Annotated in this window: 24 protein-coding genes; 18 read left to right on the top strand and 6 right to left on the bottom strand. The window is 46.2% G+C overall.

The annotated features are described in order from the left end of the window. Positions 1-17: 17 nt before the first annotated feature. On the bottom strand, positions 18-560 hold the full coding sequence (locus KKA81_10050; protein MBU2651265.1) for a hydrolase: 543 nt from the start codon (positions 558-560) through the stop codon (positions 18-20). A gap of 128 nt (positions 561-688) precedes the next feature. Beyond that, positions 689-2,740 carry a BatA domain-containing protein gene (locus KKA81_10045; GenBank protein ID MBU2651264.1) on the bottom strand — a complete coding sequence of 684 codons (2,052 nt, stop codon included), beginning with the start codon at positions 2,738-2,740 and terminating at the stop codon, positions 689-691. A gap of 194 nt (positions 2,741-2,934) precedes the next feature. On the opposite strand from KKA81_10045, the gene KKA81_10040 reads away from it, so the two are divergent. From KKA81_10040 to KKA81_10005, 8 genes are all read left to right on the top strand, one after another. Continuing rightward, the gene (locus KKA81_10040; protein MBU2651263.1) at positions 2,935-3,678 is read left to right on the top strand and encodes a hypothetical protein; all 744 of its coding nucleotides are present in this window, start codon (positions 2,935-2,937) and stop codon (positions 3,676-3,678) included. 11 nt (positions 3,679-3,689) lie between these two features. Next, positions 3,690-3,977 carry an SAM-dependent methyltransferase gene (locus tag KKA81_10035; GenBank protein MBU2651262.1) on the top strand — a complete coding sequence of 96 codons (288 nt, stop codon included), beginning with the start codon at positions 3,690-3,692 and terminating at the stop codon, positions 3,975-3,977. Positions 3,978-4,129: 152 nt separating this feature from the next. Further along, a complete protein-coding gene (locus KKA81_10030) occupies positions 4,130-5,032 on the top strand; it encodes a DMT family transporter (GenBank protein MBU2651261.1) in 903 nt (300 codons plus the stop codon). Between the two features lie 13 nt (positions 5,033-5,045). Beyond that, on the top strand, positions 5,046-5,657 hold the full coding sequence (locus KKA81_10025; GenBank protein ID MBU2651260.1) for a hypothetical protein: 612 nt from the start codon (positions 5,046-5,048) through the stop codon (positions 5,655-5,657). Between the two features lie 56 nt (positions 5,658-5,713). Continuing rightward, positions 5,714-6,304 (top strand): hypothetical protein, encoded by a 591-nt coding sequence (locus KKA81_10020; GenBank protein MBU2651259.1) that lies wholly within the window; start codon positions 5,714-5,716, stop codon positions 6,302-6,304. A 44-nt stretch (positions 6,305-6,348) separates the two neighbouring features. After that, on the top strand, positions 6,349-6,594 hold the full coding sequence (locus tag KKA81_10015; protein MBU2651258.1) for an AbrB/MazE/SpoVT family DNA-binding domain-containing protein: 246 nt from the start codon (positions 6,349-6,351) through the stop codon (positions 6,592-6,594). Beyond that, positions 6,585-6,908 (top strand): type II toxin-antitoxin system PemK/MazF family toxin, encoded by a 324-nt coding sequence (locus KKA81_10010; protein MBU2651257.1) that lies wholly within the window; start codon positions 6,585-6,587, stop codon positions 6,906-6,908. Before KKA81_10015 ends, KKA81_10010 begins: the two co-directional genes overlap by 10 nt. Positions 6,909-6,959: 51 nt before the next feature. Then, positions 6,960-7,871 carry a nitroreductase family protein gene (locus tag KKA81_10005; protein MBU2651256.1) on the top strand — a complete coding sequence of 304 codons (912 nt, stop codon included), beginning with the start codon at positions 6,960-6,962 and terminating at the stop codon, positions 7,869-7,871. A gap of 257 nt (positions 7,872-8,128) precedes the next feature. On the opposite strand, the gene KKA81_10000 is transcribed toward KKA81_10005, so the two are convergent. Next, positions 8,129-9,322, bottom strand: coding sequence for a class I SAM-dependent methyltransferase (locus KKA81_10000; protein ID MBU2651255.1), 1,194 nt, complete (start codon positions 9,320-9,322; stop codon positions 8,129-8,131). A 462-nt stretch (positions 9,323-9,784) separates the two neighbouring features. Between KKA81_10000 and KKA81_09995 the strand changes: the two genes are divergently transcribed. Continuing rightward, entirely contained in the window at positions 9,785-10,768 is a 984-nt protein-coding gene (locus tag KKA81_09995) for a virulence RhuM family protein (protein MBU2651254.1), read from the top strand. A gap of 136 nt (positions 10,769-10,904) precedes the next feature. On the opposite strand, the gene KKA81_09990 is transcribed toward KKA81_09995, so the two are convergent. After that, on the bottom strand, positions 10,905-12,131 hold the full coding sequence (locus KKA81_09990; protein ID MBU2651253.1) for an ABC transporter permease: 1,227 nt from the start codon (positions 12,129-12,131) through the stop codon (positions 10,905-10,907). A gap of 135 nt (positions 12,132-12,266) precedes the next feature. On the opposite strand from KKA81_09990, the gene KKA81_09985 reads away from it, so the two are divergent. After that, entirely contained in the window at positions 12,267-13,478 is a 1,212-nt protein-coding gene (locus tag KKA81_09985; protein ID MBU2651252.1) for a DUF1343 domain-containing protein, read from the top strand. A gap of 41 nt (positions 13,479-13,519) precedes the next feature. Here the strand turns inward: KKA81_09985 and KKA81_09980 are convergent, their stop codons facing one another. Continuing rightward, on the bottom strand, positions 13,520-14,719 hold the full coding sequence (locus KKA81_09980) for a pyridoxal phosphate-dependent aminotransferase (GenBank protein ID MBU2651251.1): 1,200 nt from the start codon (positions 14,717-14,719) through the stop codon (positions 13,520-13,522). Between the two features lie 60 nt (positions 14,720-14,779). Further along, positions 14,780-15,241, bottom strand: coding sequence for a DUF1573 domain-containing protein (locus KKA81_09975; protein ID MBU2651250.1), 462 nt, complete (start codon positions 15,239-15,241; stop codon positions 14,780-14,782). 148 nt (positions 15,242-15,389) lie between these two features. Between KKA81_09975 and KKA81_09970 the strand changes: the two genes are divergently transcribed. The 8 genes from KKA81_09970 to KKA81_09935 form a co-directional block, all read left to right on the top strand. Next, the gene (locus KKA81_09970; protein MBU2651249.1) at positions 15,390-15,938 is read left to right on the top strand and encodes a hypothetical protein; all 549 of its coding nucleotides are present in this window, start codon (positions 15,390-15,392) and stop codon (positions 15,936-15,938) included. Positions 15,939-16,286: 348 nt separating this feature from the next. Then, entirely contained in the window at positions 16,287-16,823 is a 537-nt protein-coding gene (locus tag KKA81_09965) for a hypothetical protein (GenBank protein MBU2651248.1), read from the top strand. 222 nt (positions 16,824-17,045) lie between these two features. Then, a complete protein-coding gene (locus tag KKA81_09960) occupies positions 17,046-19,112 on the top strand; it encodes an acetate--CoA ligase family protein (GenBank protein ID MBU2651247.1) in 2,067 nt (688 codons plus the stop codon). Then, positions 19,109-20,536: a sodium/solute symporter gene (locus KKA81_09955; protein ID MBU2651246.1), complete on the top strand. Its 1,428-nt coding sequence runs from the start codon at positions 19,109-19,111 to the stop codon at positions 20,534-20,536. Before KKA81_09960 ends, KKA81_09955 begins: the two co-directional genes overlap by 4 nt. After that, positions 20,537-21,775, top strand: coding sequence for a hypothetical protein (locus tag KKA81_09950; GenBank protein ID MBU2651245.1), 1,239 nt, complete (start codon positions 20,537-20,539; stop codon positions 21,773-21,775). 135 nt (positions 21,776-21,910) lie between these two features. Then, the gene (locus KKA81_09945; GenBank protein ID MBU2651244.1) at positions 21,911-23,233 is read left to right on the top strand and encodes a pyridoxal phosphate-dependent aminotransferase; all 1,323 of its coding nucleotides are present in this window, start codon (positions 21,911-21,913) and stop codon (positions 23,231-23,233) included. A gap of 183 nt (positions 23,234-23,416) precedes the next feature. Then, positions 23,417-23,644: a 4Fe-4S binding protein gene (locus KKA81_09940; GenBank protein MBU2651243.1), complete on the top strand. Its 228-nt coding sequence runs from the start codon at positions 23,417-23,419 to the stop codon at positions 23,642-23,644. 18 nt (positions 23,645-23,662) lie between these two features. Next, positions 23,663-23,875, top strand: a 213-nt coding sequence (locus KKA81_09935) for a 3-methyl-2-oxobutanoate dehydrogenase subunit beta (GenBank protein MBU2651242.1), incomplete at its 3' end; no start/stop codon positions are given.

Below are 23,875 nucleotides of genomic sequence, written 5' to 3'. Positions count from 1 at the left end.
CCTTGATATTGCTGTTGTTATTTTACCAGCTTAGAAATTGCACGGAAGGTATCGGTTCCGGAATACTGAAGCAATTCAAACAAAATGGATTCATAGGTGGTGATTATCGCTCCGGATTGTCGCATGCGTTGTATAGCCATGCTTTTATCGTTGATCCTTCTTGACCCAACGCAGTCTTCCACGATAACCGGGATAAAACCGGAATCCAGCAGATCGATTGCAGTTTGTAATACACAAACATGGGTTTCAATGCCGGTGATGATGGCGAATTTCCTGTTACGAATGGTCAGTGCTTCATAAAAGGAAGGCTCATCACAACAGCTGAAAGCCATCTTTTCTATGGGTTCGTAATCCCCCAGAGCCAATGCCAGGGGTTCGATGGTCTGACCCAGGCCCTTTGTGTACTGTTCCGTAATGATTATTTCGAGTCCGATTTCACGCATACCTCTGATAAGAATATCGGCATTACGTGTAAGTTGCTCATGTTCATTAATGAAAGGGTAGAGTCGTGATTGCATGTCAATGACCAACCCTATGGAATTATCTTTTGTGATCCTCATGTTATTATAAATATTAAATTATTGCTTACCGGAAATGATTAACAAATAGTTACAAGTTACAAGTTACAAGTTACAGGGTGAATGAAGCCTGCACCTTTGTTTTAATCATCCCAGATACTCATTTTATATTATTTCCAAAATCGCAGCATCAACACTTCCGATGCCAGAAAAACCAGTGCGAAAATAATGAATAATTTCCAAAGTCTTTTGCCTTCATTCATATCACGGATAGCTACCGAGAGCGGTTTGTTCTGGTCGGAAAGCAGTTTAAAATCGCTATCAACACCGGAATTGAGACGCTCCATCAGATCATCTTCCCCGGGCTGTCCCAACTGGGATTCCCTGCGATCGTAATTGAGCGCAATACTTCCTAAAACGCTGTTTCCTGAATACAGGTCATAATGTCCTGCCTCAGAAATGTTGCCATGCAAATTCAGGTATGGCCTTCTTTGGGCAAATCCTGTTTCAGGAATGACATCAAAACCATTATCAACATTTTTCAGGTGAATATTCTCACGACCGGGAGGGATGCTAAAGGGAGTAAATATCAACTCATCCCGATTGATCACATCATAATCACCATAACCAATAAAACTCATCATTGCCATCCTTAGCATGACAGGAACAAAGAGAGCATGGCGGTAAAAATCGCCCCCCCTTTCAGAAACCGGAGCAGTGAAAAGAAAAACATTCCCCTTACCCGCAGGTATTTGTACCAGGAAAGGATCGTCATTAAACATTTTCATAAGGACTTCCGTGTTTGATGTAGCCGGCATATCCAACGGAAAATGGTGTTTTATAATGGGCATTTCCAGGCGTGAGTTACCTTCAAAAAGAGGAGACTCTTCAAAAACATCTTCGAACAAAGGAGCATTAAGATTAAGCCAGCCAAGGGGAAGTAAAGCAGTATCTGCAGCGAGCAATGCGATGGGTTTCAAAAATTCGTTGTACGATTCCCTATCCACTTTTTCAGAAGGGATAATGAGCAGGCTGCGGTTTTGTTCTAGTATGCGGTTCAGTTCAACAGCCATACCACTACCTATGGTTTGAACTCCGTTAAGGATGATGAGGTTGTATTCTCCCATACCTGAATAATCAACATTACCTGCATCCGTTTCGCGAAATAAAAATAGTGAATCTTCACCGAACAGATTCCGGAAATGGTCACCGGGTTCGTCTCCATTAATACTGTATACGGAAACATGGTCGTTCACCATGAAACCGAAAAACAATTCATCATCGTATATTACAGGATAATCAGTTATCCGGAGCAACCCTTTTTTCCATCCGGGGGTATTGACAGAAAATGTCATTCTAACCAGTGTATGTTCTCCGGATTCCACGTCGAAGCTGGCCAGGGCGCGCTGAATCCCATCTACCTCAAGTTTAAGAGGAATCTTTTCGAGTTTGTTATCAGATCCGTTTACCAGGGATACCATGAGGTTAAGTGGTTGATTGACCTGCAGCGCAGGAGATTCGAACCAGCATGAATCGATGTAAACATTCTGACTTTTTTTTGCAAATAAGGGTACAACAAACACATTGATATTACTGTCAGGCGCTAAAGTCTTTGTTTCAAGCATACCAAGCTGAAAATCGGAAACCAGGAAAGCGTTGAGGTTTCCTGAACCGGATGATTTTAGTATTTCCTGTTGCCTCTGTAAAATATCATTGAAAGAGCGGAACACAGGGGCGAAACTTATATCATCCAGTACATCAAGAAAATCCTGACGTGTATAGAAACGGTTACTGGCCGGAGCAAAATCGTTGGTTATCAAGCTAAATTCATCCGTAGCATTGTACGCCATAGCAATTTCAGAGGCTTTACGGAGGGCATTATCAAGCAGAGACCCTGCGTCTGATGACGCTTGCATACTAAAGGAATTATCCACATAAATACTAATGGCATTGCTTCCTTGTTTAATGCGGACATCATCACCGGAAGGAATATATGGCTGCGCAAAAGCCATTACGATGGAAGCAATGGCAAGCATCCTGGCAATCAACACCAGCAAATGTCTTAGCTGCGACTGTTTTCTGGTCTCCTGCCGTATCATTTTCAGATAGCGTACATTACTGAAATAAACCCGGCGATACCTTCGCAGATTAAACAAATGAATGAGCACAGGAATGGCCAGTGCAAACAACCCAAAAAGAAAAAAAGGATAAACAAACTGCATAATCCCGAGAAGTAAAGGAATTGTGGTTTATAACGGCAAAGGTAAGGATAATCGGATAGAACCCACGGGAATTTATTTCACTATGACCCGGAATTTCAACAGGCCTTTGTTGATAATATTTTAGCAAAACCCAATGAGTCACTATTATATAATTAATTTTGCCCGGAAATGATAGGGCAAAATCCATTGACAATTTGAATAAGGTAAAACGGCCGGAACGAAGGGCATTGTTTTCGAAGGCTGCCATCCTGGCTGCAACATTTGTGGGAGGACCACTGGTGACAGGCATCCTGGTTGCTTCCAATCTTTATCAGTTCAATAAAAAGGCTAAAGCGCTCAGGGCAATCATAGCCGGTTTCCTGGGGAGTTTAATTCTTTTCCTGGCCATTTTCCTTATCCCGCAAACGGCCCGCAACGGTTTTGTTTACATGATCATCCCATTTATCTATACAACAGTGGTTTTTATTTTCCTTGAGTTTTTTCATCAGGATGAACTTGTGCAACATAAACAGGAAGGAGGCTATTTCAGGAGATTTGGACAGGCTGCTTTATATGGGATATCCGGACTTGTGTTTTCGATGGTAGTTATTCTCCTGCATTTCAGCGCAAACCAGGACGTACTAATACCTCACCGGATTGGAAACAATGACTATTTCATCATGCACTCTGAGACGATTCCCACTGAGGACCTGCAGAAGCTGGAAACTTTCCTGAAAGACCAGGAATACTTCACAGAATCACAAAACCGTGCGGCATTCCTGGAGTTAAAAGGAGAATATGAGGTAAGGCTTATACAGGATGAGAGCCTGTGGCATGATCCGGATACACAAATCGACCTGCGTATCTTTGAGCTGCTCCTCAACCAAACCGGTTTCAGAAAGAAGATCCATTTGAAAATTACCGACACCACCCTGATCCGAAGTATGGATATTAATTAACAATGCCTTCCATGATCAGTTTTAAGATCCAATACAATCCAATTGGGATCATCCATAGTCCGCATAAAAAAACTTCAGGGATTCCAATACAGCCTGTCTTCGCATTGGAATTCCAGGGAAGATCCGAAATTTTCCCGGAGTACGCAAAAGGACTCGCAGATCTGGAAGGATTCTCCCATGTTATCCTGATCTATCATTTCCACAAAGCAGGACAAAGTAAGCTAAAAGTAAAGCCTTTCCTAGAGGATAAGTACCATGGTATTTTCAGCACAAGGGCACCTGTACGGCCTGTATTGTGACTTGCCACTTGCCTCCTGCTCCCTGTAACTTGCAACCTGCTCCCTGTAACTTGTAACCCTCAACCTGTCAATGTTGATTTCTGCTTTAAAATCATTTTTTCTTCAGTAATTAAGAAAGCAAATTCCTAATATCTTTGTCGTTTTCAGAAAGTATGGATTTTCAGCATTATTCAGGGGAGCTGGCGGCACTGGGTGCCGCGGTTTTTTGGACGATCACGGCATTATCGTTCGAGGTAGCCAGCAAAAAGGTAGGATCTCTGGCGGTGAATATGATCCGTCTGGTGATCGCTTTTGTGTTGCTTATGGTATTTTGCTATTTCTACCGTGGTATGGCCCTTCCTACGGATGCCAGCGCCCATGCATGGATTTGGCTGTCACTGTCCGGCCTCATCGGTTTTGTTTTCGGCGATTATTTTCTTTTCAGGGCCTATGCGGTGATCTCTTCCCGCATCGCAATGCTGGTGATGACGCTGGTTCCGCCTATAACGGCCATCACAGGATGGCTTATGCTGGGAGAAGTGCTCTCACCATTGGAAGTAACGGGAATGGTACTGACTGTTAGCGGTATTGCTATGGCTGTTCTGAACCGGAAGAACGACCGGCGCAAGCTGAAGCTGTCGTATCCTTTGCAAGGCATTCTTTTTGCACTGGCCGGAACGGTTGGTCAGGCCATCGGATTGGTTCTCAGCAAGTATGGTATGCAGCAATACGATGCTTTTGCTGCCACCCAGATCAGAGTACTTACCGGAATGGTAGGGTTTGCTATAATTATTGCCATGCTGCGACGCTGGAACCTCGTCAGTACAGCACTGAAGAACAAGCCCGGTATGACGGGCATAGCCATCGGATCGGTTTTTGGACCCTTCCTGGGAGTTTCTTTTTCATTGATCGCTGTAAAATTTGCATCAACAGGTGTTGCCTCAACCATCATGGCAACCGTACCCATCATGCTGATCCCTCCCAGCGTAATCCTGTTCAAACAAAAACTTTCACCAATAGAAATCATCGGGGCATTCATCAGCGTCGGAGGCGTGGCCCTGCTATTCCTGAAATAAAAAATACTTCAACATGAAACGGATCATCTTTATGCTAATTCTAACAGCCCTGTCACTTGCATCCTGCACCCTGAAACAGGATAATTCAGCAATTCGCAGCGCCATTCAGGATGAGATCCGGCTGCACCCCGAAACAAGACTGGCAGATATTTACAAGAATTTTTTTCAGGATGCTTATGGACCGGGGCATATGATCAACGATTCTGCTGCGGCCATGAGATACCTCCTTTACGAGCTAAGCGAGGCAGTTGAATACGATACCGTGCTGATCCAGCCACTGGGTGAACATCATAATTTTTACCGGGTGAACCTGAGCCTGGTCCGCGATAGTATACTCCCTCTTGATGTTTTGTATTATGCATTTTCACAAAGCGCTGCCCTGGCCTCTCCCCCACCGGTTGAAGAATGGAAAAATTATTGGGAAAACGTATCTCAAACACTTGAGGATATGGGCATAGAATTTCCAGGCCAGGAAACAGACCGGCAGCTCATCCTGGAAAACCTGCGAAATAACGACCCGGTCGGACACCACTCGGAAGCGTATTCGCAAGCTTATCACCCACACTACCGCATCGTTCACCGCAATATGATGGATACCATCCGTTACTATCTCCCGGCCAGATAAATCATTGAGTGCCGGGGGAAAATGAATTATATTTGTCGTAAACAAACCCAGTACCTATGAAACTTCACCCCCAGCTTCCGGTCATTATCATTTTATTGGTTATCAGTATTTTTCTTTCCCAGGATATGCTTTCCCAAATCAACCAGGATGTGCTTGTATTAACCAACGGAGATACCCTCCATGGAGAAATCCTGCGATGGGAACAAAGCGGCATGCTTTCCAAGAAAAAAGTGGAAATCCGGCTTGATGACGGCAGCAGATGGGATTATTTCATAAGAAATGTGAAATATTTCACCCATGACAAGGCTTTATACAAACCCCTTCCCAAGAGGCCCTGGCAAAAACAGGAAAGCCTGGTTTTCTGCCGCCTTCTGATGAACAACGAACAGGCGGAGATCTATAAATACGACGATCTCGTTACCAGCGATTACGGACCGGTTTACGACTGGAAATACTACCTCTATCTCGACGGAAAGTTTACAGAGGAAGTAACCAATAAAAATTATCGCGAAATCCTGGAAACCCATTTCGGAGATTGCCCGTTCACCAAAACCCTGCTGGAGGACGATAAAAACCACTTCCGTGATGACCGCTTCACGGAACTGGCCGAAGACTGGATGCTGGAATGTGGAAAAAATCAAAGATAATGTATGCTTATTTGTAATAACTTTGTATTTACAAAATAAGAGTTATGAATATTTCTGTCATAAAAATCGGCAATTCCAAAGGGATACGTTTAAGCAAAACCATTCTGGAAAAATACAATATCAGGGATAGTGTCGAATTAATCCTGGAAGAAGATCACATCATCCTGAAAGCCAAGCCCCAGGTAAGGAAAGGGTGGGAAGATGATTTCAGGAAAATGCATGAAAACGGGGATGACCAGCTTCTGATAGATGATGTTTTTAACGACGAAGTTCAGGAAGAATGGAAATAAAACAGTACCAGATTGTTTTGGTCAATCTTGATCCAACAATAGGCAGTGAGATTCAAAAAACACGTCCATGTGTGGTCATTTCCCCCGATGAAATGAACCGGCATCTTTCTACGATTGTCATAGCTCCCATGACCACCAAATCAAGAAATTATCCGACACGTCTGAAGATCACCAGGCCAGGACAAACGGCCTGGATAGTCCTGGATCAGATCCGGACCATTGATAAGATCAGGTTCATTCGATATATTGACAAACTGAAAGCCTCCGAAACGGAAGAATTAAAAATAATGATCAGGGAAATATTTGTCGATTAATAATTCTTTAACAAGAAACTAAATAGAATTCACCAAAACCTGAAAAAATTTATGGCCATTCCCACAACCCGAACCAAGACCAATGGAGAAATCCGTATTCTGACCGAAAAATGCACAGGATGCGGATTATGTGTTTCCGTGTGCAAGGATTTCAGCCTTGTGCTCAGCAACGGAAAAGTCACTATTAATGAAAACCCTGTATTCGGGTGTATCGGATGCGGGCACTGTATGGCGATATGCCCCGAAGACGCAATAGAGGTATATGGCAGGACACTTTCGCCGGAAGATCTCTTCCTGCTACCCGATCGTGAGAAAGCGGCAGATTACGAATCCCTGCTGACGCTGTACCAGCGGCGCCGGAGTATCCGGGAATTCCGCGATAAAGCGGTGGAGCCGGAGATCATAGAGAAGATCCTTGATGCCGCGAGAACAGCACCCATGGGGCTTCCGCCTTCCGATGTAAACGTGATGATCCTTGATTCAGTAGAGAAAAACCGCGCCTTCGTTTCGGATTTCATCAGGCACCTTGAAGGTATGAAGTGGTTTGTTTCAGGATGGTTCCTGGCTTTAATGCGACCTGTATGGGGAAAGGAGAGCGATGAGCTTTTCAAGGCTTTCGGCCGGCCGCTTTTCGATATATACATCAATGGCATGAAAAAAGGACAAAACAATGTCACCTACGATGCCCCGCTTGTGATGTACTTTTACGGTTCACCATATTCCGACCCGGCAGACCCGATTGTCGCCGCCACGGCAGCCATGTATGCAGGCGAATCGCTCGGACTGGGGACCTGTATGCTCGGAGCCATGCATCCCTTGATACAGAATGGCAAAAAAGCCCGAAAATTCAGGGAGCGGCATGGCATCAGACACAAAAGCCGCGAAGGACTGTTTGTGATCTTCGGGTATCCGAAGGTGAAATATAGGAAAGGGATACGGAGGAGCTTTGCGGGAGTGAATTGAGAATTATATTGTTGTACGACCTGGGGACAGGCATCGATTACTCTGATGTGAATAAAGAGAAATAATTCTGTATTCTGTATTCTGTATTCTGTATTTTCGATGTTATTGACAATCGAAAATATTAAATTGCCAATACATTGACAATCTTAAATTTCAATTTGCAAATCCCATTGTCAATTCAGAATACAGAATACAGAATACAGAATACAGAATTTCTTTCTGTTCTCGACAGAAGAGATAGAATCAAAAACCACCCGTTATCTTAGCATCAGTCCTTTCAGGTAAAGGCTTTCGGGGATGCTGAGGTTCACGGGATGGTCGGCATCCTGGAAGAGCCGGTTAACGATCTTCATATCCCTGCCGGCGTCGAGGGCGGCATCGGCGGTGATCTTCTGAAAAAGGTCGGGTTTGATCCATCCTGAACAGGAAAAAGTGAACAGCAATCCGTTGGGCCGCAGAAGCTTCATGGCCAGGCGATTGATGTCTTTGTAGCCACGGGCGGCCTTGTCTACCTGCCCCTGTGACTCGGCAAACTTCGGAGGATCAAGGATGATCACATCAAAGCTTCTTCCTTCGAAGTCGAATTTCCTGAGCAATGTGAAAACATCATCCCTTAAGTTGGTATAGCGTTCTTCAGGAAAGCCGTTCAGTTCCATATTCATTTTTGTGATTTCCTGAAGGTGGGCGGCATCTTCCACGTTCACCACATGCTTTGCCCCGCCTTTAAGGGCGAAGAGGCCGAATCCACCGGTATAGGAAAAACAGTTCAGCACTTCTGCCCCTGAACAATAGTGGCTTACCAGGAAACGGTTGGCACGCTGGTCGAGATAAAATCCTGTCTTATGGCCTTTTTTTATATCTACCAGGAACTTGACACCGTTTTCCTGCACCTCAACCAGGCCGGTTACCTCTTTTCCGTGCAGCAGTCCCTGTGCATAAGACAGTCCTTCCTTTTGCCTTACGGAACTGTCGGAGCGTTCATAAACCGATCCAACGCCGGGCAAAGCAGCCAGTATATCTGTGATCTCTTTTTTCCAGGATTCGGTTCCGGTGCCCAGCGACTGCAACACCACGACCTCCCCGTACCGGTCGGCAATGAGTCCGGGCAGACCGTCGGCCTCCGCGGAGACCATTCGCCAGGCATCTGTGCTTGCCGTAATACCCTGAAGCTCCCGCATGGCAATGGCCTTCGAAATCCTGTCCTGAAAAAATGCAGCATCCACCGTTTCCTGCGGATCAAAGGTCCAGACCCTCACCCGGATCTGTGAATGGGGCGACCAGGCGCCCCTGGCCAGGAATGACCCATCCTGACTGCAGACATCCACGGTCTCACCGGGAAGCGGATCCCCCACTACCCTGGCAATAGCCCCCGAAAACACCCAGGGATGCCGGCGTAAAAGAGATTGCTCACGGCCTTTATTGAGAATTATAGTTTTGGTATGTTTAATCATCGTTCCGGTTGCTCATGGTTTATATATCTTATTTTAACGGCAAAATGCTTATTAGCGCCATTAATTACCACATGAATCATGCAAAGATATCAAGATTTCCCCCAATTAAATTCTTTATTCCCTGCAAGTAGTATAAATAGCACACATTGATTCTGTTAATAATTTTAGCACTTCTGATATTGAAATGAGATATATTAGTTTTATTTTAGCTATCCTGTAATTACAATAAATAAGGGAAACGGAAGATGCATTTTCAAAAAATACTGGATAAATATAGAAAAATAGCTTTTTCTGAACGTGATAAAGGTAGTAATGGTATAGATAGTTTCCGTAAAACCATCGAAAAGGAATTCGATGTGATTTATGTGTTCAATTTAAAGAGAAATGCCCGAACCCAAGGGCAACTAAGGAGACGGGATGCAGGACATCCTTGAATTTTGACAATATTAAACCGTTCATAAAATGAATTCCAATTCTGAAATACTTCTTTACCAGACCGAAGACGGGCAGAATAAGATTGAGGTTCGAATCAAGGATGAAACCGTATGGATGAACCAGGAACAGATCAGTGAATTGTTTCAGAGAGAACGAAGCGTGATTACCAAGCACATCAATAATATTTTTAATGAAGGGGAGCTGGATGAAAAAAGCAATGTGCAAATTATGCACATTAGTGGCGCTGACCGCCCGGTGAAGTTTTACAATCTTAATGTCATCATTTCAGTTGGTTACCGTGTTAAATCCCTGCGAGGTACCCAATTCAGAATCTGGGCGACTGAACGCCTGAGGGAATACCTCATCAAAGGGTTTACCATGAACGATGACCTGCTTAAAAAAGGCGGCGGTTACTTTGAAGAACTTCTGGAACGCATCCGCGATATCCGCTCCTCCGAAAAAGTATTTTACCGTAAGGTGCTCGAGATTTATGCTACCAGTATTGATTATAATGCGCGTGCAGAAACTACCAAACTGTTTTTCCAAACAGTCCAAAACAAATTGCACTGGGCAGCCCATGGCCATACAGCAGCCGAAGTGATCTTTCAACGGGCAAATGCCAATCTGCCATTCATGGGGCTTACCTCCTTTAAAGGGTCAAGACCCTCAAAACAGGAAATAACCGTGGCAAAAAATTATCTGAATGAAGAAGAATTAGGGATATTGAACCGCCTGGTCTCAGCTTACCTGGATATTGCCGAAGTGAACGCATTGCAACGCAAGGCGATGACCATGAAGGACTGGATGGAAGTGCTTGACGGTTTCATTAAAATGTCGAGGCAAGACATACTAACCAATGCGGGTAAAATATCTGCAGAACTTGCCCTTAATAAAGCACTGGCAGAGTATGACAGTTACAAAAAAATAACCGATTCCGAGCTATCTGATGTCGAACTGCATTTTTTGGAAAGCCTGGAAAGAACCAGGAAACAAATTGAAAATAAAAAGTAAATATAGCGGCATGAATCCAACCATCCAAAATCAAATGCCCAAAATGCGTTACAGCCATTGATGTGCAACATATCCTCGCTCAGCAACTGGAAGAAGATATTCGTCATAAATACCAGTCTGAACTGCAATCCCAACTTTAATCCAACCTGATCGCTTTCAGCGGTGTGATCCTGGCAATGATGTAGGATGGAACCAGCAGCATCAGGGTACATACGACGAGGGTGCCGAGGTTGAGGTAGAGTATGGCTGCCGGGTCGAGGTGGATGGGTACGTAGGCAATGTAATACGATTCTTCGGATAAGGGGATCACCCGGGTGTATTTCTGGATCAGGGCAATGCCGAGGCCCAGGAGATTACCCCAGAATAATCCTTTTCCGATGATATATACTGCGTGGTAGATAAATATCTCCCGTATGCTCCGGCTCCTGGCTCCCAGGGCTTTCAGTATTCCAATGGTGTTGGTCCTTTCCAGGATAAGCACCAGCAGCGTTGAGATCATGGTGATTCCGGAGACCATTACCATAAGTACAATGATCACCACCACATTCATATCCTGGAGCGACAACCAGTCGAATATCTGAGGGTACAACTCCCTGACATTGGTAGCCTTAAGGTCGTAATCGATGATGCCGTAAATCTTATCCGTCAGCTCATCCAGCCTGTTAAAATCATCGATAAAAACCTCATAACCTGCTACCTGTCCGGGGTCCCAGTTATTCAGCCTGCGAATATGTCCGATGTCACCGATAAGGTAAACCTCATCAAATTCCTCCAGTCCGGTTTCATAGATTCCTTTTATGGTAAACTTCCGTCCGCGTGGCTGACGCGAGTCGGCACCCACGAAATAAACCCTGATATCGTCGCCGAGCCTTACATCAAGCAAAGCAGCAAGTCTCCCGGAGATGAGAATATCGTTGGTCCTGGCCGAATCACTGACTTTGATGAGGCTGCCTTCCACAATCTTGTCGCGGAAGAACGATCCATCATAATCCGGGCCTATGCCTTTAAATATTATTCCCTGTATGGCTTCGCCGGTTTTGACAATCCCGGCTTTGCTGGCAAAGACCTGGACATGCTCAATACCGGGGATGGTGTCAAGCATACGATAGATTGCAGGATCCATTGTCACCGGGGTGGATTCAAAGGAGCGGTTGAAATCAAAAGAAGCGATCTGAATATGTGAACCAAAGCCCACCACCTTGTCTCTTATCTCCTGCTGGAAGCCCGTTACGATGGCAACCGACAGGATCATCACCGCCAGCCCGAGGGTTATGGCGATCACCGCAATCCTGACATAAGGCCCGGAGATATTATCCTTGTCCTGTTTCAGAATCTTCCTGGTAACAAACCATTCAAAATGCATAATCGGAAATGATGTAATGCAAAAGTACCAATTTCGGCGCAGTACCGGCAATGCCTGTGATGATTTTAAGAAATTGCTGTTATCTTTGCAACGAACCGGACAAAACCAAAGGACTGATCCCTTATGACCAAGGATATGAAAAAGACTGCAATCATCTGCCTGGCCGGTATATTCACCTTTCTGCAAGCTTTCCCTGTCTTTTGCCAGGAAACTCCCGCACCGGTTTTAACAAATTTTGAATCCATTATAACAGGTGCGATGAAGACGCAGGATTACCTTTCATTGATGGAAGGTAAACAAATTGCGCTGGTGGCCAATCATACTTCCCGGGTAGGCACTTACCATCTGATCGACACTTTGCTTGCACTTGGAGTTGATATACACAGGATTTTTGCACCGGAGCATGGTTTCCGGGGAAATATCACGGCAGGGGATCATGTTTCCAACACCCACGACCCAGTCACCGGGATACCGGTCATTTCCCTTTACGGACGGCACTTTAAGCCTACACGCAGGGATATGCGCAGGATAGATTTAGTGGTTTTCGACATCCAGGATGTGGGGGTGCGGTTTTACACGTATATATCAACCCTCTCTTATGTTATGGAAGCCTGCGCCGAAAATGATGTACCGCTGATCATCCTCGACCGTCCCAACCCAAACGGGTTTTATATCGACGGGCCCGTCCTGGAAAAGGACTATGCTTCTTTTGTCGGACTCCATCCTGTACCGGTCGTTTACGGGATGACGATAGGAGAATACGCGCTGATGGTCAACGGGGAGGGATGGCTTCCTTATGGTAAAAAATGTGATCTGAAAGTCATTCCGGTGAGCGGTTATCATCACAACATGATCTGCAAGCTACCGGTCAGGCCCTCTCCCAATCTCCCCGACTGGATGTCGGTATATCTGTATCCTTCCCTGGCTCTTTTCGAGGGCACCATCATGAGTGTCGGGCGGGGTACCGACAAGCCCTTTCAGGTATTCGGCCATCCTGATTATCTTGCCGGCAGCTACCTTTTCAAACCTGTTTCCCGGGAAGGGGCAAGCAAACCCCTGTACGAAGGCATACTGTGTCACGGCCATAACCTTAGTTCCTACGCGCTGCAATACGCATCCAATCCCCACGGCATGAACCTGAGCTGGCTTACCGAATCCTGGAGGTATTTTTCAGGAAAAGAGGAATTCTTCAATAACTACTTTCCGCTCCTGGCCGGTACAGACAAACTGGAAAGACAGGTCCGCTCAGGATTGACTCCACAGGAAATCAGGGAATCCTGGAAGGAAGACCTCAACAGGTTCCGGGAAATACGCAGGAAGTATTTGCTTTACGAAGACTTTGAATAAGTATGACAATTCCGGTTATCCTTTGAAAGCAGGATATTCTCTTATTTCCTGCGACCGGGATATACCTTTAATGCTTCTGCCAGGCAGGCCATAGATTTCTCCAGATCATGCACATTGAGCACGTAGCTGATCCTCACCTCATCCAGGCCGCGGCCGGGGGTAGCATAAAAGCCTGTAGCCGGGGCCAGCATCACGGTTTCATTTTTAAACTGGAAATCCTCGAGCAGCCACTGGCAGAACTTGTCGGAATCATCGATAGGCAGGCGAGCGACCACGTAAAACGCACCCTTGGGTGTGGGACAGAAAGCGCCTTCCATGTTATTGATGGCATTTACGACGGTGTTCCTGCGGGCGAGGTATTCCTTTAACACGCCTGCAAAATACTCATCCGGCACGTCGATGGCAGCCTCGGCGGCCACCTGTCCGAAAGTAGGCGGGCTCAGCCTGGCCTGGGCAAACTTCAGGGCGGTCGACATGACCTCCTTGTTCCTGGAGATCATAAAACCGATACGGATGCCACAGGCACTGTAACGCTTTGAAACGGAATCGACCAGGATCACATTGTCCTCAATACCCTCAAGCAGCATGGTTGAATAATGCTGCATACCATCGTAGCAGAACTCACGGTATACTTCGTCGGCGATCAGGAAAAGGTCGTATTTCTTCACGATATCGCGCAGCACTTCCAGCTCGTTCCGTGTATAAAGGTATCCTGTGGGATTGTTCGGGTTACAGATCAGGATGGCTTTGGTGCGTTGTGTGATGGCTTTCTCAAACTCAGAGATAGGCGGCAGGGCAAATCCTGTGGCAATATCGGAAGGGATAGGCTTTACAGTGACGCCGGCGCTGATGGCAAAACCATTGTAGTTTGCATAAAACGGTTCGGGGATGATGATCTCATCGCCGGGATCAAGGCAACTGTTCATGGCAAACAGGATGGCTTCCGAGCCGCCGGCACCCACGATGATCTCCTCCGGGCTGATCTCAATACCATATTTTTTATAGTAACCGGTGAGCTTTTTCCTGAAAGAAGGGATACCTGCCGAATGGCTGTAAGCAACCACGGCTTCCCGGTAGTTCCGGATGGCATTCATGGCGATTTCGGGCGTTTCGATATCGGGCTGCCCGATGTTCAGGTGATATACCTTAATTCCTTTTTTCTTGGCCTGGTCGGAATAAGGGACAAGCTTCCTGATGGGGGAAGCAGGCATCCTTTTTCCCTTTTCTGATACGGATGGCATATTTCTTTGATGTTTGGGTTAAGTAATATGTAAAAATCCCGGTTGTACCGGGATTTAGTATTATTTATTTACGGGAGTTGCGCCATCTTCCGTTTCCTTCTCCGGCATGATCTCAGCAGGCTGAGCTACTACCTTGCCTTTAATTCGCAGCACGATCGGATTGTTGGAAGCGTTGGAATAAATGGTCACGGTCTTATTGATCGGGCCAACCCTGGAAGTGGCATAAGTCACCTTGATCTCATCGCTTTTCCCCGGAAGGATAGGCTGTTTGGGCCATGTCGGGACTGTACATCCGCAGGATGACTTGGGCCGCGACAGAATGAGAGGTTCCTTGCCGTTGTTGGTAAACTTGAAGGAGCAGGTACCGTCGCCTCCCTGATAAATCGTGCCGTAATCGTGAACGGTGTTTTCAAATTCGATCACAGGAGCATTGGGATTCACGGGAGCGCTTTCTTCATTGTTTTGCGCGTTAAGCGCAAGTCCTGAAAAAGTAATGGCGAGTGCTAAAATCAAATGTTTCATAATGTTACTGTTTTTGTTTTGCCGGGTGGCAAAGATCCGGTTTGTGCAAAAGTACTAAATAATTATTTTATCAGATTTATTATTGCAGGATATTTTATGAACCTGCAAAATATTATTTTTACCAACCAAAACAATAATCATGCCTGTTATGAACCTGATAAAATTATTTTCACAATTAATTATCCTGGCAACCGTGATCCATGGCTGCTCAGGGAACCAGGAGAAGGTCAAGAGCACGGAACCGGAAACAACCAACGACACACTGAACATTGCCCTTCAGGAAAAAGCCGCTGCACAGCCCGGTCCTCCGGTGATCGTATATAAAACCAATAATGATTACTCGCGCAATGTACCCGTCATCCTGACCATGGACAAAAAGAACATCGCCTCCTATCCCGGCCCGGGCGATTTAAAATATAAAGGAGAGTTTGCTTATCCGGTAGAACTTCATAACGGGTACCTGCTGGACCGCAGGGGTATCACCGACCGGGTAGCCTTCCTGGATTACTCCTATGAAGAATACAGTAAACTGGAAAAAACCCCGACCAGGGAAGAACTAATGAACCACATCCTTGATAAGGATCCCCTGACTGAAATGTATTTCTGCGGTTCCCGGAACACTTACCGCGATGTTGAAAAGGAAGTGAACCAGGTGCTGGAAAGCGGGGATCTTTCACGCTGGAGTAAGTTGAAATAATTCAGATACAGATGACATCTCCCGGGCGGGAGATGTCATCTGATTACCATCCTGCTCCACATGTTTGTCTATTATTGCATCAAACGCCACAGTCTTTTAAATAGGAACCCCAATCAGTTCAATACGGAGTGGGATCATTATTTCTCACGCAGACTATGTCATTAACCCTTATGTTGAAAATTTGTAAATTGCCGGGTGGTTTAATCCGCCTAATGAGATCCTGAGCCGGATGAGTCGAAAGGTTCAAGGGAGTTTTTCCCGATACAATCGGCAGTTCTTAGGAGACAAAGGCGGGGCAACCCGCCTGAATTACCCGACAAAACAGACACGAACCATAAATCAAAACTTATGAAACTTCGAATACTATTATTACTGCTATTTGGAATTTATTTTATTTCTTACGGACAAGACAAAAAGGATAATTATTCATTTATAAAACTTCTTGTAACTAATGAAAAAGGAGAAATTTTGCTTTTAGGAGATAAGGATGGATTAGAAATCACAGGCGCAAGATATAATGACTCATTATCAATAAAAGAATTTGTGAATTGGATGGGAGATAGAATGGGAATTAAAATTAAAAACATTAAGCTACGTGGATTATTAACCTTTCATTATGAATGGAGAACCAATCCAACAATTATGCAATATTATACAGCGGAATATGAAAGTGGAGCCATGATTCTCCCTGATGGTTGTGAAAAGATTGAATGGGTCGAAACAGGCAAATCTGTAGAACTAATCCCCTTTGATGAAATGAATAAAATAATAGAGCAAATAAAAGCTTGCGATTATTTGTTTGGAGGGAGTTTCCGGATATGGAAAGACCCAATAACCGGAAAAAGGGAAAGTGAATTTATTGAACCATTTTATAAACTTAATTAAAAAACAACTGCTACTAATCGAGTAGTCTGCCCCGACAGTGAGCACTGACTGGGAGAATCTCTCACACCAACCCGCCTCAGAATCAGATGACATCTCCCGGCAGGGAGATGTCATCTGATTACCCCCAAAGAAATCAACAAATAATCAACAACCCAACCCTGCTGGGATTATTTTCCTATTTTAGCAGCCCACAGACAATCCGTGATTAATAACCCTATTGATATGATTAGCGAGCAGTTGATCCAGCCACGCAGCATTGTTGTTATCGGAGGTTCGAACGACATCCGCAAGCCCGGGGGTAAGGTGTTAAAAAACCTTATTGACGGGCATTTCCGGGGCAAGCTGTATGTTACTAACCTTAAAGAGCCCGAGGTCCAGGGTTTAACGAGTTATCAGGATGTTCGTGACCTGCCCCAGGCAGATCTGGCCATTATGGCCATCGCGGCTAAATTCATCCCTGATACCGCGGAGATCCTTGCCAGGGAAAAGGGAACCCGTGGATTCATCGTGCTCAGTGCCGGTTTCAGTGAAGAAAGTGAGGAAGGCAGGTTGCTTGAGGAAAGGCTGGTCACCATCGTGGAGAGTGTGGGTGGAAGCCTGATCGGACCCAATTGCATTGGGGTGATGACTCCCGAATATCATGGCGTATTCACCCAGCCCATACCCCGTTTGGAGCTGAGCGGTTGTGATTTCATCTCCGGTTCCGGTGCCACCGCCTGCTTCATCATGGAAGCAGGCATCCCGAGGGGCCTGTCGTTCGCCAGGGTTTTCTCCGTCGGCAACAGTGCACAACTGGGTGTTGAAGACATCCTGGAATACATGGATGAGACTTATGAAGAAGGGATCAGTCCGAAGGTAAAACTGCTCTATATAGAAAGCATAGAAAAGCCGGATAAGCTTCTCCGCCATGCTTCCTCGCTGATCCGCAAAGGATGCAGGATCGCTGCCATCAAAGCGGGCGCTTCCGAGGCCGGAAGCCGGGCTGCCTCTTCCCACACGGGAGCCCTGGCCAGTTCGGACGCCGCCGTTGACGCCTTATTCCGTAAAGCGGGCATAGTAAGGTGCTATGGCCGGGAGGAACTGATCTCCGTGGCCAGCATCTTCCAGGAAAAACCCCTGGAAGGAAAAAATATCGCTATAATAACCCATGCCGGTGGTCCCGCCGTTATGCTGACAGATGAGCTTTCGCATCAGGGTCTCCTTGTCCCTCCCATCCAGGGCCACTATGCCAATGAGCTGCTGACACAGCTTTTCCCCGGCTCCTCCGTGGCCAATCCCATCGATTTCCTGGCAACGGGTACTGCAGAACAACTCGCGGTGATCATGGATTACACGGAAAACAAATTTGACCACATCGACGGCATGGCCGTGATCTTCGGAACTCCAGGACTTGATGATATTTACGATGTGTACGATGTGATCGACGAAAAAATGAAGAGCTTCCGCAAGCCGGTCTATCCCATCCTCCCCTCCACACTGACGGCACAGGATGAGATACGCTCTTTCACCGATAAAGGACGGGTATATTTCTCCGATGAGGTCGTTTTTGCCCACTCTCTCGGAAAGGTGATCAAAACACACCCTCCGGCCCCGGAAAACCCGGTACTGCCCGGTATAGACCATTCCGGTGTCCGTAAGGTCATCGATGGTTGCAGCAATGGCTACCTTGATCCGGAGCAGGTGCAACAGTTGCTCGACCTTGCAGGAATACCCAGGATTAAGGAAATGGTTGCGGAAACACTGCAGGATGCCATCAGCATGGCAGAAGCAGCAGGTTTCCCTGTAGTGATGAAGGTCATAGGCCCCGTCCATAAATCGGATGTGGGCGGTGTGCGCCTGAATATCCGGAATCCGCAGGAAGTAGAAGAGAACTTCCTTGAGATCATGCAGATCGAAGGCGCTACCGGCGTGCTTATACAACCTATGATCTCCGGCATAGAGCTTTTTGCAGGGGCAAAGTACGAGGAAAAATTCGGTCACCTGGTCTTGTGCGGACTGGGTGGTATATTTATTGAAGTATTAAAAGATGTGAGCCAGGGCCTCGCGCCCCTCTCACAGGATGAAAGCCTTGAGATGATCCGCTCCCTGAAGGGTTACAAGATCATCCAGGGTGTCAGGGGCAAACAGGGAGCCGATGAACAGCTATTCGCAGAGATCGTGTCGAGGCTTTCCGCCCTGGTGATGGCTGCACCCGAAATACATGAACTCGACCTGAATCCTTTGATCGGACTGGGAAACAGCATACAAGCCGTTGATGCCCGCATCCGGATTGAAAAACAGAACCTATGACAGTCAAAATCATCGTTATCGCACTCTATGCCCTGATGATCATTATTATTGGTCTTATGGGGCTGAAGAAGACCAAATCGTTTTCCGACTTTTTCCTGGGAGGTGGCAATATTGGCCCGTGGATGACCGCATTCTCCTATGGAACCGCGTACTTCAGCGCAGTACTTTTCATCGGTTTTGCCGGAAAGATAGGTTGGGGTTTCGGCTACTCGGGATTGTGGATCGCGCTGATAAACGGGCTTGTTGGGGTTTTCACGGTTTGGTTCCTGCTGGGATGGAAAATCAAAAAAATGGCCACCGAATACCAGGTTTCCACCATCAGCGAATACCTGGAAAAAAGATATAACAGCCCCTTTTTCAAGCTGCTGTCGTCCATCGTCATCTTTGTCTTTATGATCCCTTATTCGGCAGCGGTTTTTATGGGCTTGTCGTACCTTTTCACATCCAACTTCGATCTTCCTTATGTTTACGCCCTGATTTTCATGGGTTTATTTACTGCAATTTATCTTGTACTGGGCGGTTACAAATCGATGGCCTTGATCGATATGATTTTTGGCATCATCATGGTCGCGGGCGTGATCGTATTGTTTGCCAGCACGCTTCACAAAGCAGGCGGGATCGGGCAGATCACCCTTTCGTTGCAGGAGATCAATCCGGGGCTCACTCGCCCGGTAGGGCCTCCGGGGATATGGCCCTTGCTTTCGCTGATCCTCCTGACCAGTCTGGCCCCCTTTGCCATGCCGCAGCTGGTGCAGAAGTTCTATGCGATCCGCGACCGCAGGTCGGTAAAAGTGGGCATGTTCGCCTCCACAGTTTTTGCTTTCCTTATTGGCGGTGTAGCTTATTTTGTAGGAAGCACCACCAGGATATTCCTGACCCCGGAAACCACGCCCGGTGCCTTTAACGACGGGCAGCCCCTTTTTGACAGGCTTATGCCGGAATTGCTGGCTAATGTTATCCCCGAATCCCTTTCCGTGGTTATCCTGTTGCTGATCCTTTCGGCCTCCATGTCGACTCTGGCATCGCTGGTGCTCGTCTCCAGCTCATCGGTCACCAAAGATCTTTATCATGGATTCATGAACCCGGCAGCCTCTGATGCGAAACTGACCCGTCTGATGCGATGGACCAGCGCATTCTTCATTCTTTTATCCGTGTTCCTGGCCTATTTGAACCCCGATAGTATCGTGGCTATCCTGGGCATATCCTGGGGAGCCATAGGCTCTTTTTTCCTGGGACCATTTATCTGGGGATTGTTTTTACCCCGTGCCAACAAAGTCAGCGCGTTGATATCCGGGATTGCCGGGCTGGTCCTTTGCCTGGGGCTGTATATCAGCGGAATGCCCTCTCCTGAAGCAGGAACAGTGGGAATGCTTGCTTCCCTGGCTCTGAATCCGATTGTTAGTTTTGCAAAAATTAAAAAATAAATGCCCGGCTATCGTTATCTCACGGTTTTGTTCTTTCTTTTCACTTTAACGGCCTTCTCCCAGGAAAAGCCGGCCACAGGATGGGGGATTCGCTTTTCGGGTTTTGTCAATGCCCAGATGTTTTACGATACGCGCCGGCTCATCGAATCACGGGAGGGCATGGTGAGCCTGTTGCCTCTGCCGGTGAACAAGGATAAAGCCGGGAATGACATTAACGCTCACTCATCCTTCAACCAGTTAGCCATGACCAGCCGCCTCCGTGGTGAGATCAGCGGTCCCCGCGCCCTGGGTGCATCCACTTCAGGAGTGATTGAGGGAGACTTTACGGGGCAATCAAACCTGGATAACAACGGTTTCAGGCTGCGGGAAGCATGGGTGAAACTGGAATGGAAAAGCCGGAGCCTCCTGGCCGGATTATACTGGCACCCTTTATACACACCCGAGGTCAGGCCTTCGACGATAGGACTGAACACCGGGGCCCCTTTCCATCCTTTTTCACGGCATAACCAGCTGCGCTTTGAGCAAAATACCGGCATCCTGAAGATCATCGCCGTAGCGGCCTCGCAAAGGGATTATGCCAGTAACGGCCCCGAAGGTCCATCCCCCGTTTACCTCCGTAACGCGGTACTCCCTAACCTCGACCTGCAGTTTCAGCTCAGACCGGGTAAACATATCATCGGGTGGGGCCTCGACTACAAGATGCTTATGCCACGGCTGAAAGTCGATTTACCCGCCGGAACGGAATACAAAACAGATGAAAAAGTACATTCCTTTGCCGCCATTGTTTTTGCCAGGATAGAATTCACACCGTTTATCATCCAAACCGGAACCGTTGCCGGTCAGAACCTGACGGAACATATCATGGCGGGAGGTTATGTTGAGCATACCCTCGATACGGTAAATCATCGGATCACGTATAAACCAACCAACCAGATTTCGTCCTGGATTGATATTTCGGGCAAGGGAAAGAAGATCAGGCCGGCCATCTTTGCAGGATACACAAAGAACCTTGGATATGCAGGAAGCAGTGAGGGTAGATTTTTCGGGAATTTCGAGGATCTTGCCTATGCCTACAGGATAGCTCCAAGGTTACAGGTATATTCGGGAAAACTCATGCTGGCCATTGAACTTGAATATACAGCAGCTGCCTGGGGTGAGCCGGACAACATGGGAAAATTTGACAATACATCGGAAACCTGTAATTACCGGATATTATTCGGAGTATTTTATTTTTTTTGAAATTAATTTTTTTATATTTGAGCGTTTTGTTAGTGCATTAACAACACCAAACATCCGGAGTCAGGTCTCGCCTCTTAACCTGGTTTGTAAATTTCCTGGCGGGATCCCGGATAAAAAAAGAAGAAAGGGATATATATGAAGTCTACGCCAATCCATTATGAAACGGTAACAGAAAAGATTAAAGAAAGCAAGCTGGCAAGTATAAGCAAGGCTTCGATCAGGGAAATCAAGAAGCTGATTGATAACATAGAGCATGCCACCGGGGAACGTTTTGTTCGCATGGAAATGGGCATTCCTGGCCTTGCACCCGTCAGTATTGGTGTTGAAGCAGAAATAGAAGCACTGAAAAAGGGAGTAGCGGCCATTTATCCCGATATTTACGGGATACCACAACTAAAAAAAGAAATTTCAAGGTTTGTAAAGCTTTTCCTAAACATCGATGTCAGCCCGGAAGGATGCATTCCTACGGTCGGTTCTATGCAGGGCGGCTTTGCCTCGTTCATGACTGTTAATCGTCTTAGCAAAGAAAAGGATACAACATTGTTCATCGACCCCGGATTCCCTGTACATAAACAGCAACACCGGGTGCTTGGCATCAAGTATGAAGCTTTCGATGTTTATCATTACCGAGGAGAAAAACTTCGGGATAAGCTGGAATCATACCTATCCAAAGGAAATATTTCAAGCATACTTTACTCCAACCCAAACAACCCTTCCTGGATCTGCTTTACCGACAAAGAATTGAAGATCATAGGAGAGATGGCGAACAAATACGATGTGATCATCATGGAAGACCTGGCATATTTTGGGATGGATTTTCGCAAGGATTATTCCAAACCGGGAGAACCGCCTTATCAGCCTTCCGTAACGCAATATACCGATAATTACATACTCTTCATATCCAGCTCCAAGGTTTTTAGTTATGCCGGACAGAGGATTGGCATGATGGTCATTTCTGACAAGTTGTATAACAGGCAGTCGGACGATTTATTAAGGTATTATGCATCCAACGTTTTCGGCAATGCCATGGTTTTCGGTTCTCTTTATTCCCTGAGTTCGGGAACTGCACACTCACCGCAGTATGGGCTCACGGCCATCCTGAAAATGGTTAACGACGGAAAATACGATTTCCTGGAAGCCGTTAAGGAATATAAGATCAAAGCTTCCATCATGAAAAAGCTTTTCCTGGAAAACGGGTTTTACATAGTATATGATATGGATGAGGACGAGCCTATTGCCGATGGATTTTATTTTACCTTTGCCTATCCAGGGATGGATGGAGAGGAACTCATAAAGGAATTGCTTTACTATGGTATCAGTGCCATTTCCCTGGCCATCACCGGAAGTGAGCGACATGAAGGAGTAAGGGCATGTGTTTCCCTGGTGCAGCAAAGCCAGTTTCCTGACCTGGAAAAGAGATTGAAACAATTTCATCAGGATCACCCGATAAAAGGTTGAACCTCAGGAAACAATTTGTTTTATTACAATAAAGAACAGTACCGGGTTTTTATCCGGTCAATTTAAAATAATTATAAATTGCCTTAAAATCCGGAAAAACATCTGAAAGCATCGGATATGATTAGGTTTATTTAATGTAATTTCGTAGCGATTTGAATTACACACCAAAATATATAACTGATTATGGCAAAAGTTAAAGGAGCGATTGTTGTTGACATTGAACGCTGTAAAGGCTGTGAAGTGTGCATAGGCGCTTGTCCGACCGGTGTTATCGCCATGTCGAAGGATGTAAACGGCAAGGGCTATCATTTTTCATACATGGCAAATCCGGATGCCTGCACAGGCTGCGCCAATTGTGCCATTGTATGTCCTGACGGTGTAATCACCGTTTACCGTAAAAAGGTTGAATAATAACGAAAAAACATCAGAATAATGGGTGAATTAAAGTTAATGAAAGGGAACGAAGCCATTGCCGAGGCGGCCATCAGAGCCGGGGTAGATGGTTATTTTGGATATCCGATCACCCCGCAATCGGAGGTTATAGAGTACCTTATGTCGGAAAAGCCGGAAGAGAGGACAGGGATGGTTGTTTTGCAGGCCGAGAGTGAGGTTGCCTCCATCAATATGGTTTACGGTGCTGCC

This window comes from Bacteroidota bacterium (genome assembly GCA_018831055.1).
Taxonomy (GTDB): Bacteria; Bacteroidota; Bacteroidia; order Bacteroidales; family B18-G4; genus M55B132.
The sequence above is the reverse complement of the archived record's forward strand: the minus strand, read 5'-3'. Positions and strand labels throughout refer to the sequence as shown.

Bases quoted from the DNA above. Each gene is read 5' to 3' on its own strand.
- KKA81_09960 (MBU2651247.1), top strand. From the start codon at position 17,046: ATGATTAGCGAGCAGTTGATCCAGCCACGCAGCATTGTTGTTATCGGA.
- KKA81_09975 (MBU2651250.1), bottom strand. From the start codon at position 15,241: ATGAAACATTTGATTTTAGCACTCGCCATTACTTTTTCAGGACTTGCG.
- KKA81_09970 (MBU2651249.1), top strand. From the start codon at position 15,390: ATGAACCTGATAAAATTATTTTCACAATTAATTATCCTGGCAACCGTG.
- KKA81_10000 (MBU2651255.1), bottom strand. From the start codon at position 9,322: ATGATTAAACATACCAAAACTATAATTCTCAATAAAGGCCGTGAGCAA.
- KKA81_09955 (MBU2651246.1), top strand. From the start codon at position 19,109: ATGACAGTCAAAATCATCGTTATCGCACTCTATGCCCTGATGATCATT.
- KKA81_09990 (MBU2651253.1), bottom strand. From the start codon at position 12,131: ATGCATTTTGAATGGTTTGTTACCAGGAAGATTCTGAAACAGGACAAG.
- KKA81_10030 (MBU2651261.1), top strand. From the start codon at position 4,130: ATGGATTTTCAGCATTATTCAGGGGAGCTGGCGGCACTGGGTGCCGCG.
- KKA81_10010 (MBU2651257.1), top strand. From the start codon at position 6,585: ATGGAAATAAAACAGTACCAGATTGTTTTGGTCAATCTTGATCCAACA.
- KKA81_09985 (MBU2651252.1), top strand. From the start codon at position 12,267: ATGAAAAAGACTGCAATCATCTGCCTGGCCGGTATATTCACCTTTCTG.
- KKA81_09995 (MBU2651254.1), top strand. From the start codon at position 9,785: ATGAATTCCAATTCTGAAATACTTCTTTACCAGACCGAAGACGGGCAG.
- KKA81_10025 (MBU2651260.1), top strand. From the start codon at position 5,046: ATGAAACGGATCATCTTTATGCTAATTCTAACAGCCCTGTCACTTGCA.
- KKA81_09965 (MBU2651248.1), top strand. From the start codon at position 16,287: ATGAAACTTCGAATACTATTATTACTGCTATTTGGAATTTATTTTATT.
- KKA81_10020 (MBU2651259.1), top strand. From the start codon at position 5,714: ATGAAACTTCACCCCCAGCTTCCGGTCATTATCATTTTATTGGTTATC.
- KKA81_09950 (MBU2651245.1), top strand. From the start codon at position 20,537: ATGCCCGGCTATCGTTATCTCACGGTTTTGTTCTTTCTTTTCACTTTA.
- KKA81_10035 (MBU2651262.1), top strand. From the start codon at position 3,690: ATGATCAGTTTTAAGATCCAATACAATCCAATTGGGATCATCCATAGT.
- KKA81_09980 (MBU2651251.1), bottom strand. From the start codon at position 14,719: ATGCCATCCGTATCAGAAAAGGGAAAAAGGATGCCTGCTTCCCCCATC.
- KKA81_10015 (MBU2651258.1), top strand. From the start codon at position 6,349: ATGAATATTTCTGTCATAAAAATCGGCAATTCCAAAGGGATACGTTTA.
- KKA81_10005 (MBU2651256.1), top strand. From the start codon at position 6,960: ATGGCCATTCCCACAACCCGAACCAAGACCAATGGAGAAATCCGTATT.
- KKA81_09940 (MBU2651243.1), top strand. From the start codon at position 23,417: ATGGCAAAAGTTAAAGGAGCGATTGTTGTTGACATTGAACGCTGTAAA.
- KKA81_10045 (MBU2651264.1), bottom strand. From the start codon at position 2,740: ATGCAGTTTGTTTATCCTTTTTTTCTTTTTGGGTTGTTTGCACTGGCC.
- KKA81_09945 (MBU2651244.1), top strand. From the start codon at position 21,911: ATGAAGTCTACGCCAATCCATTATGAAACGGTAACAGAAAAGATTAAA.
- KKA81_10050 (MBU2651265.1), bottom strand. From the start codon at position 560: ATGAGGATCACAAAAGATAATTCCATAGGGTTGGTCATTGACATGCAA.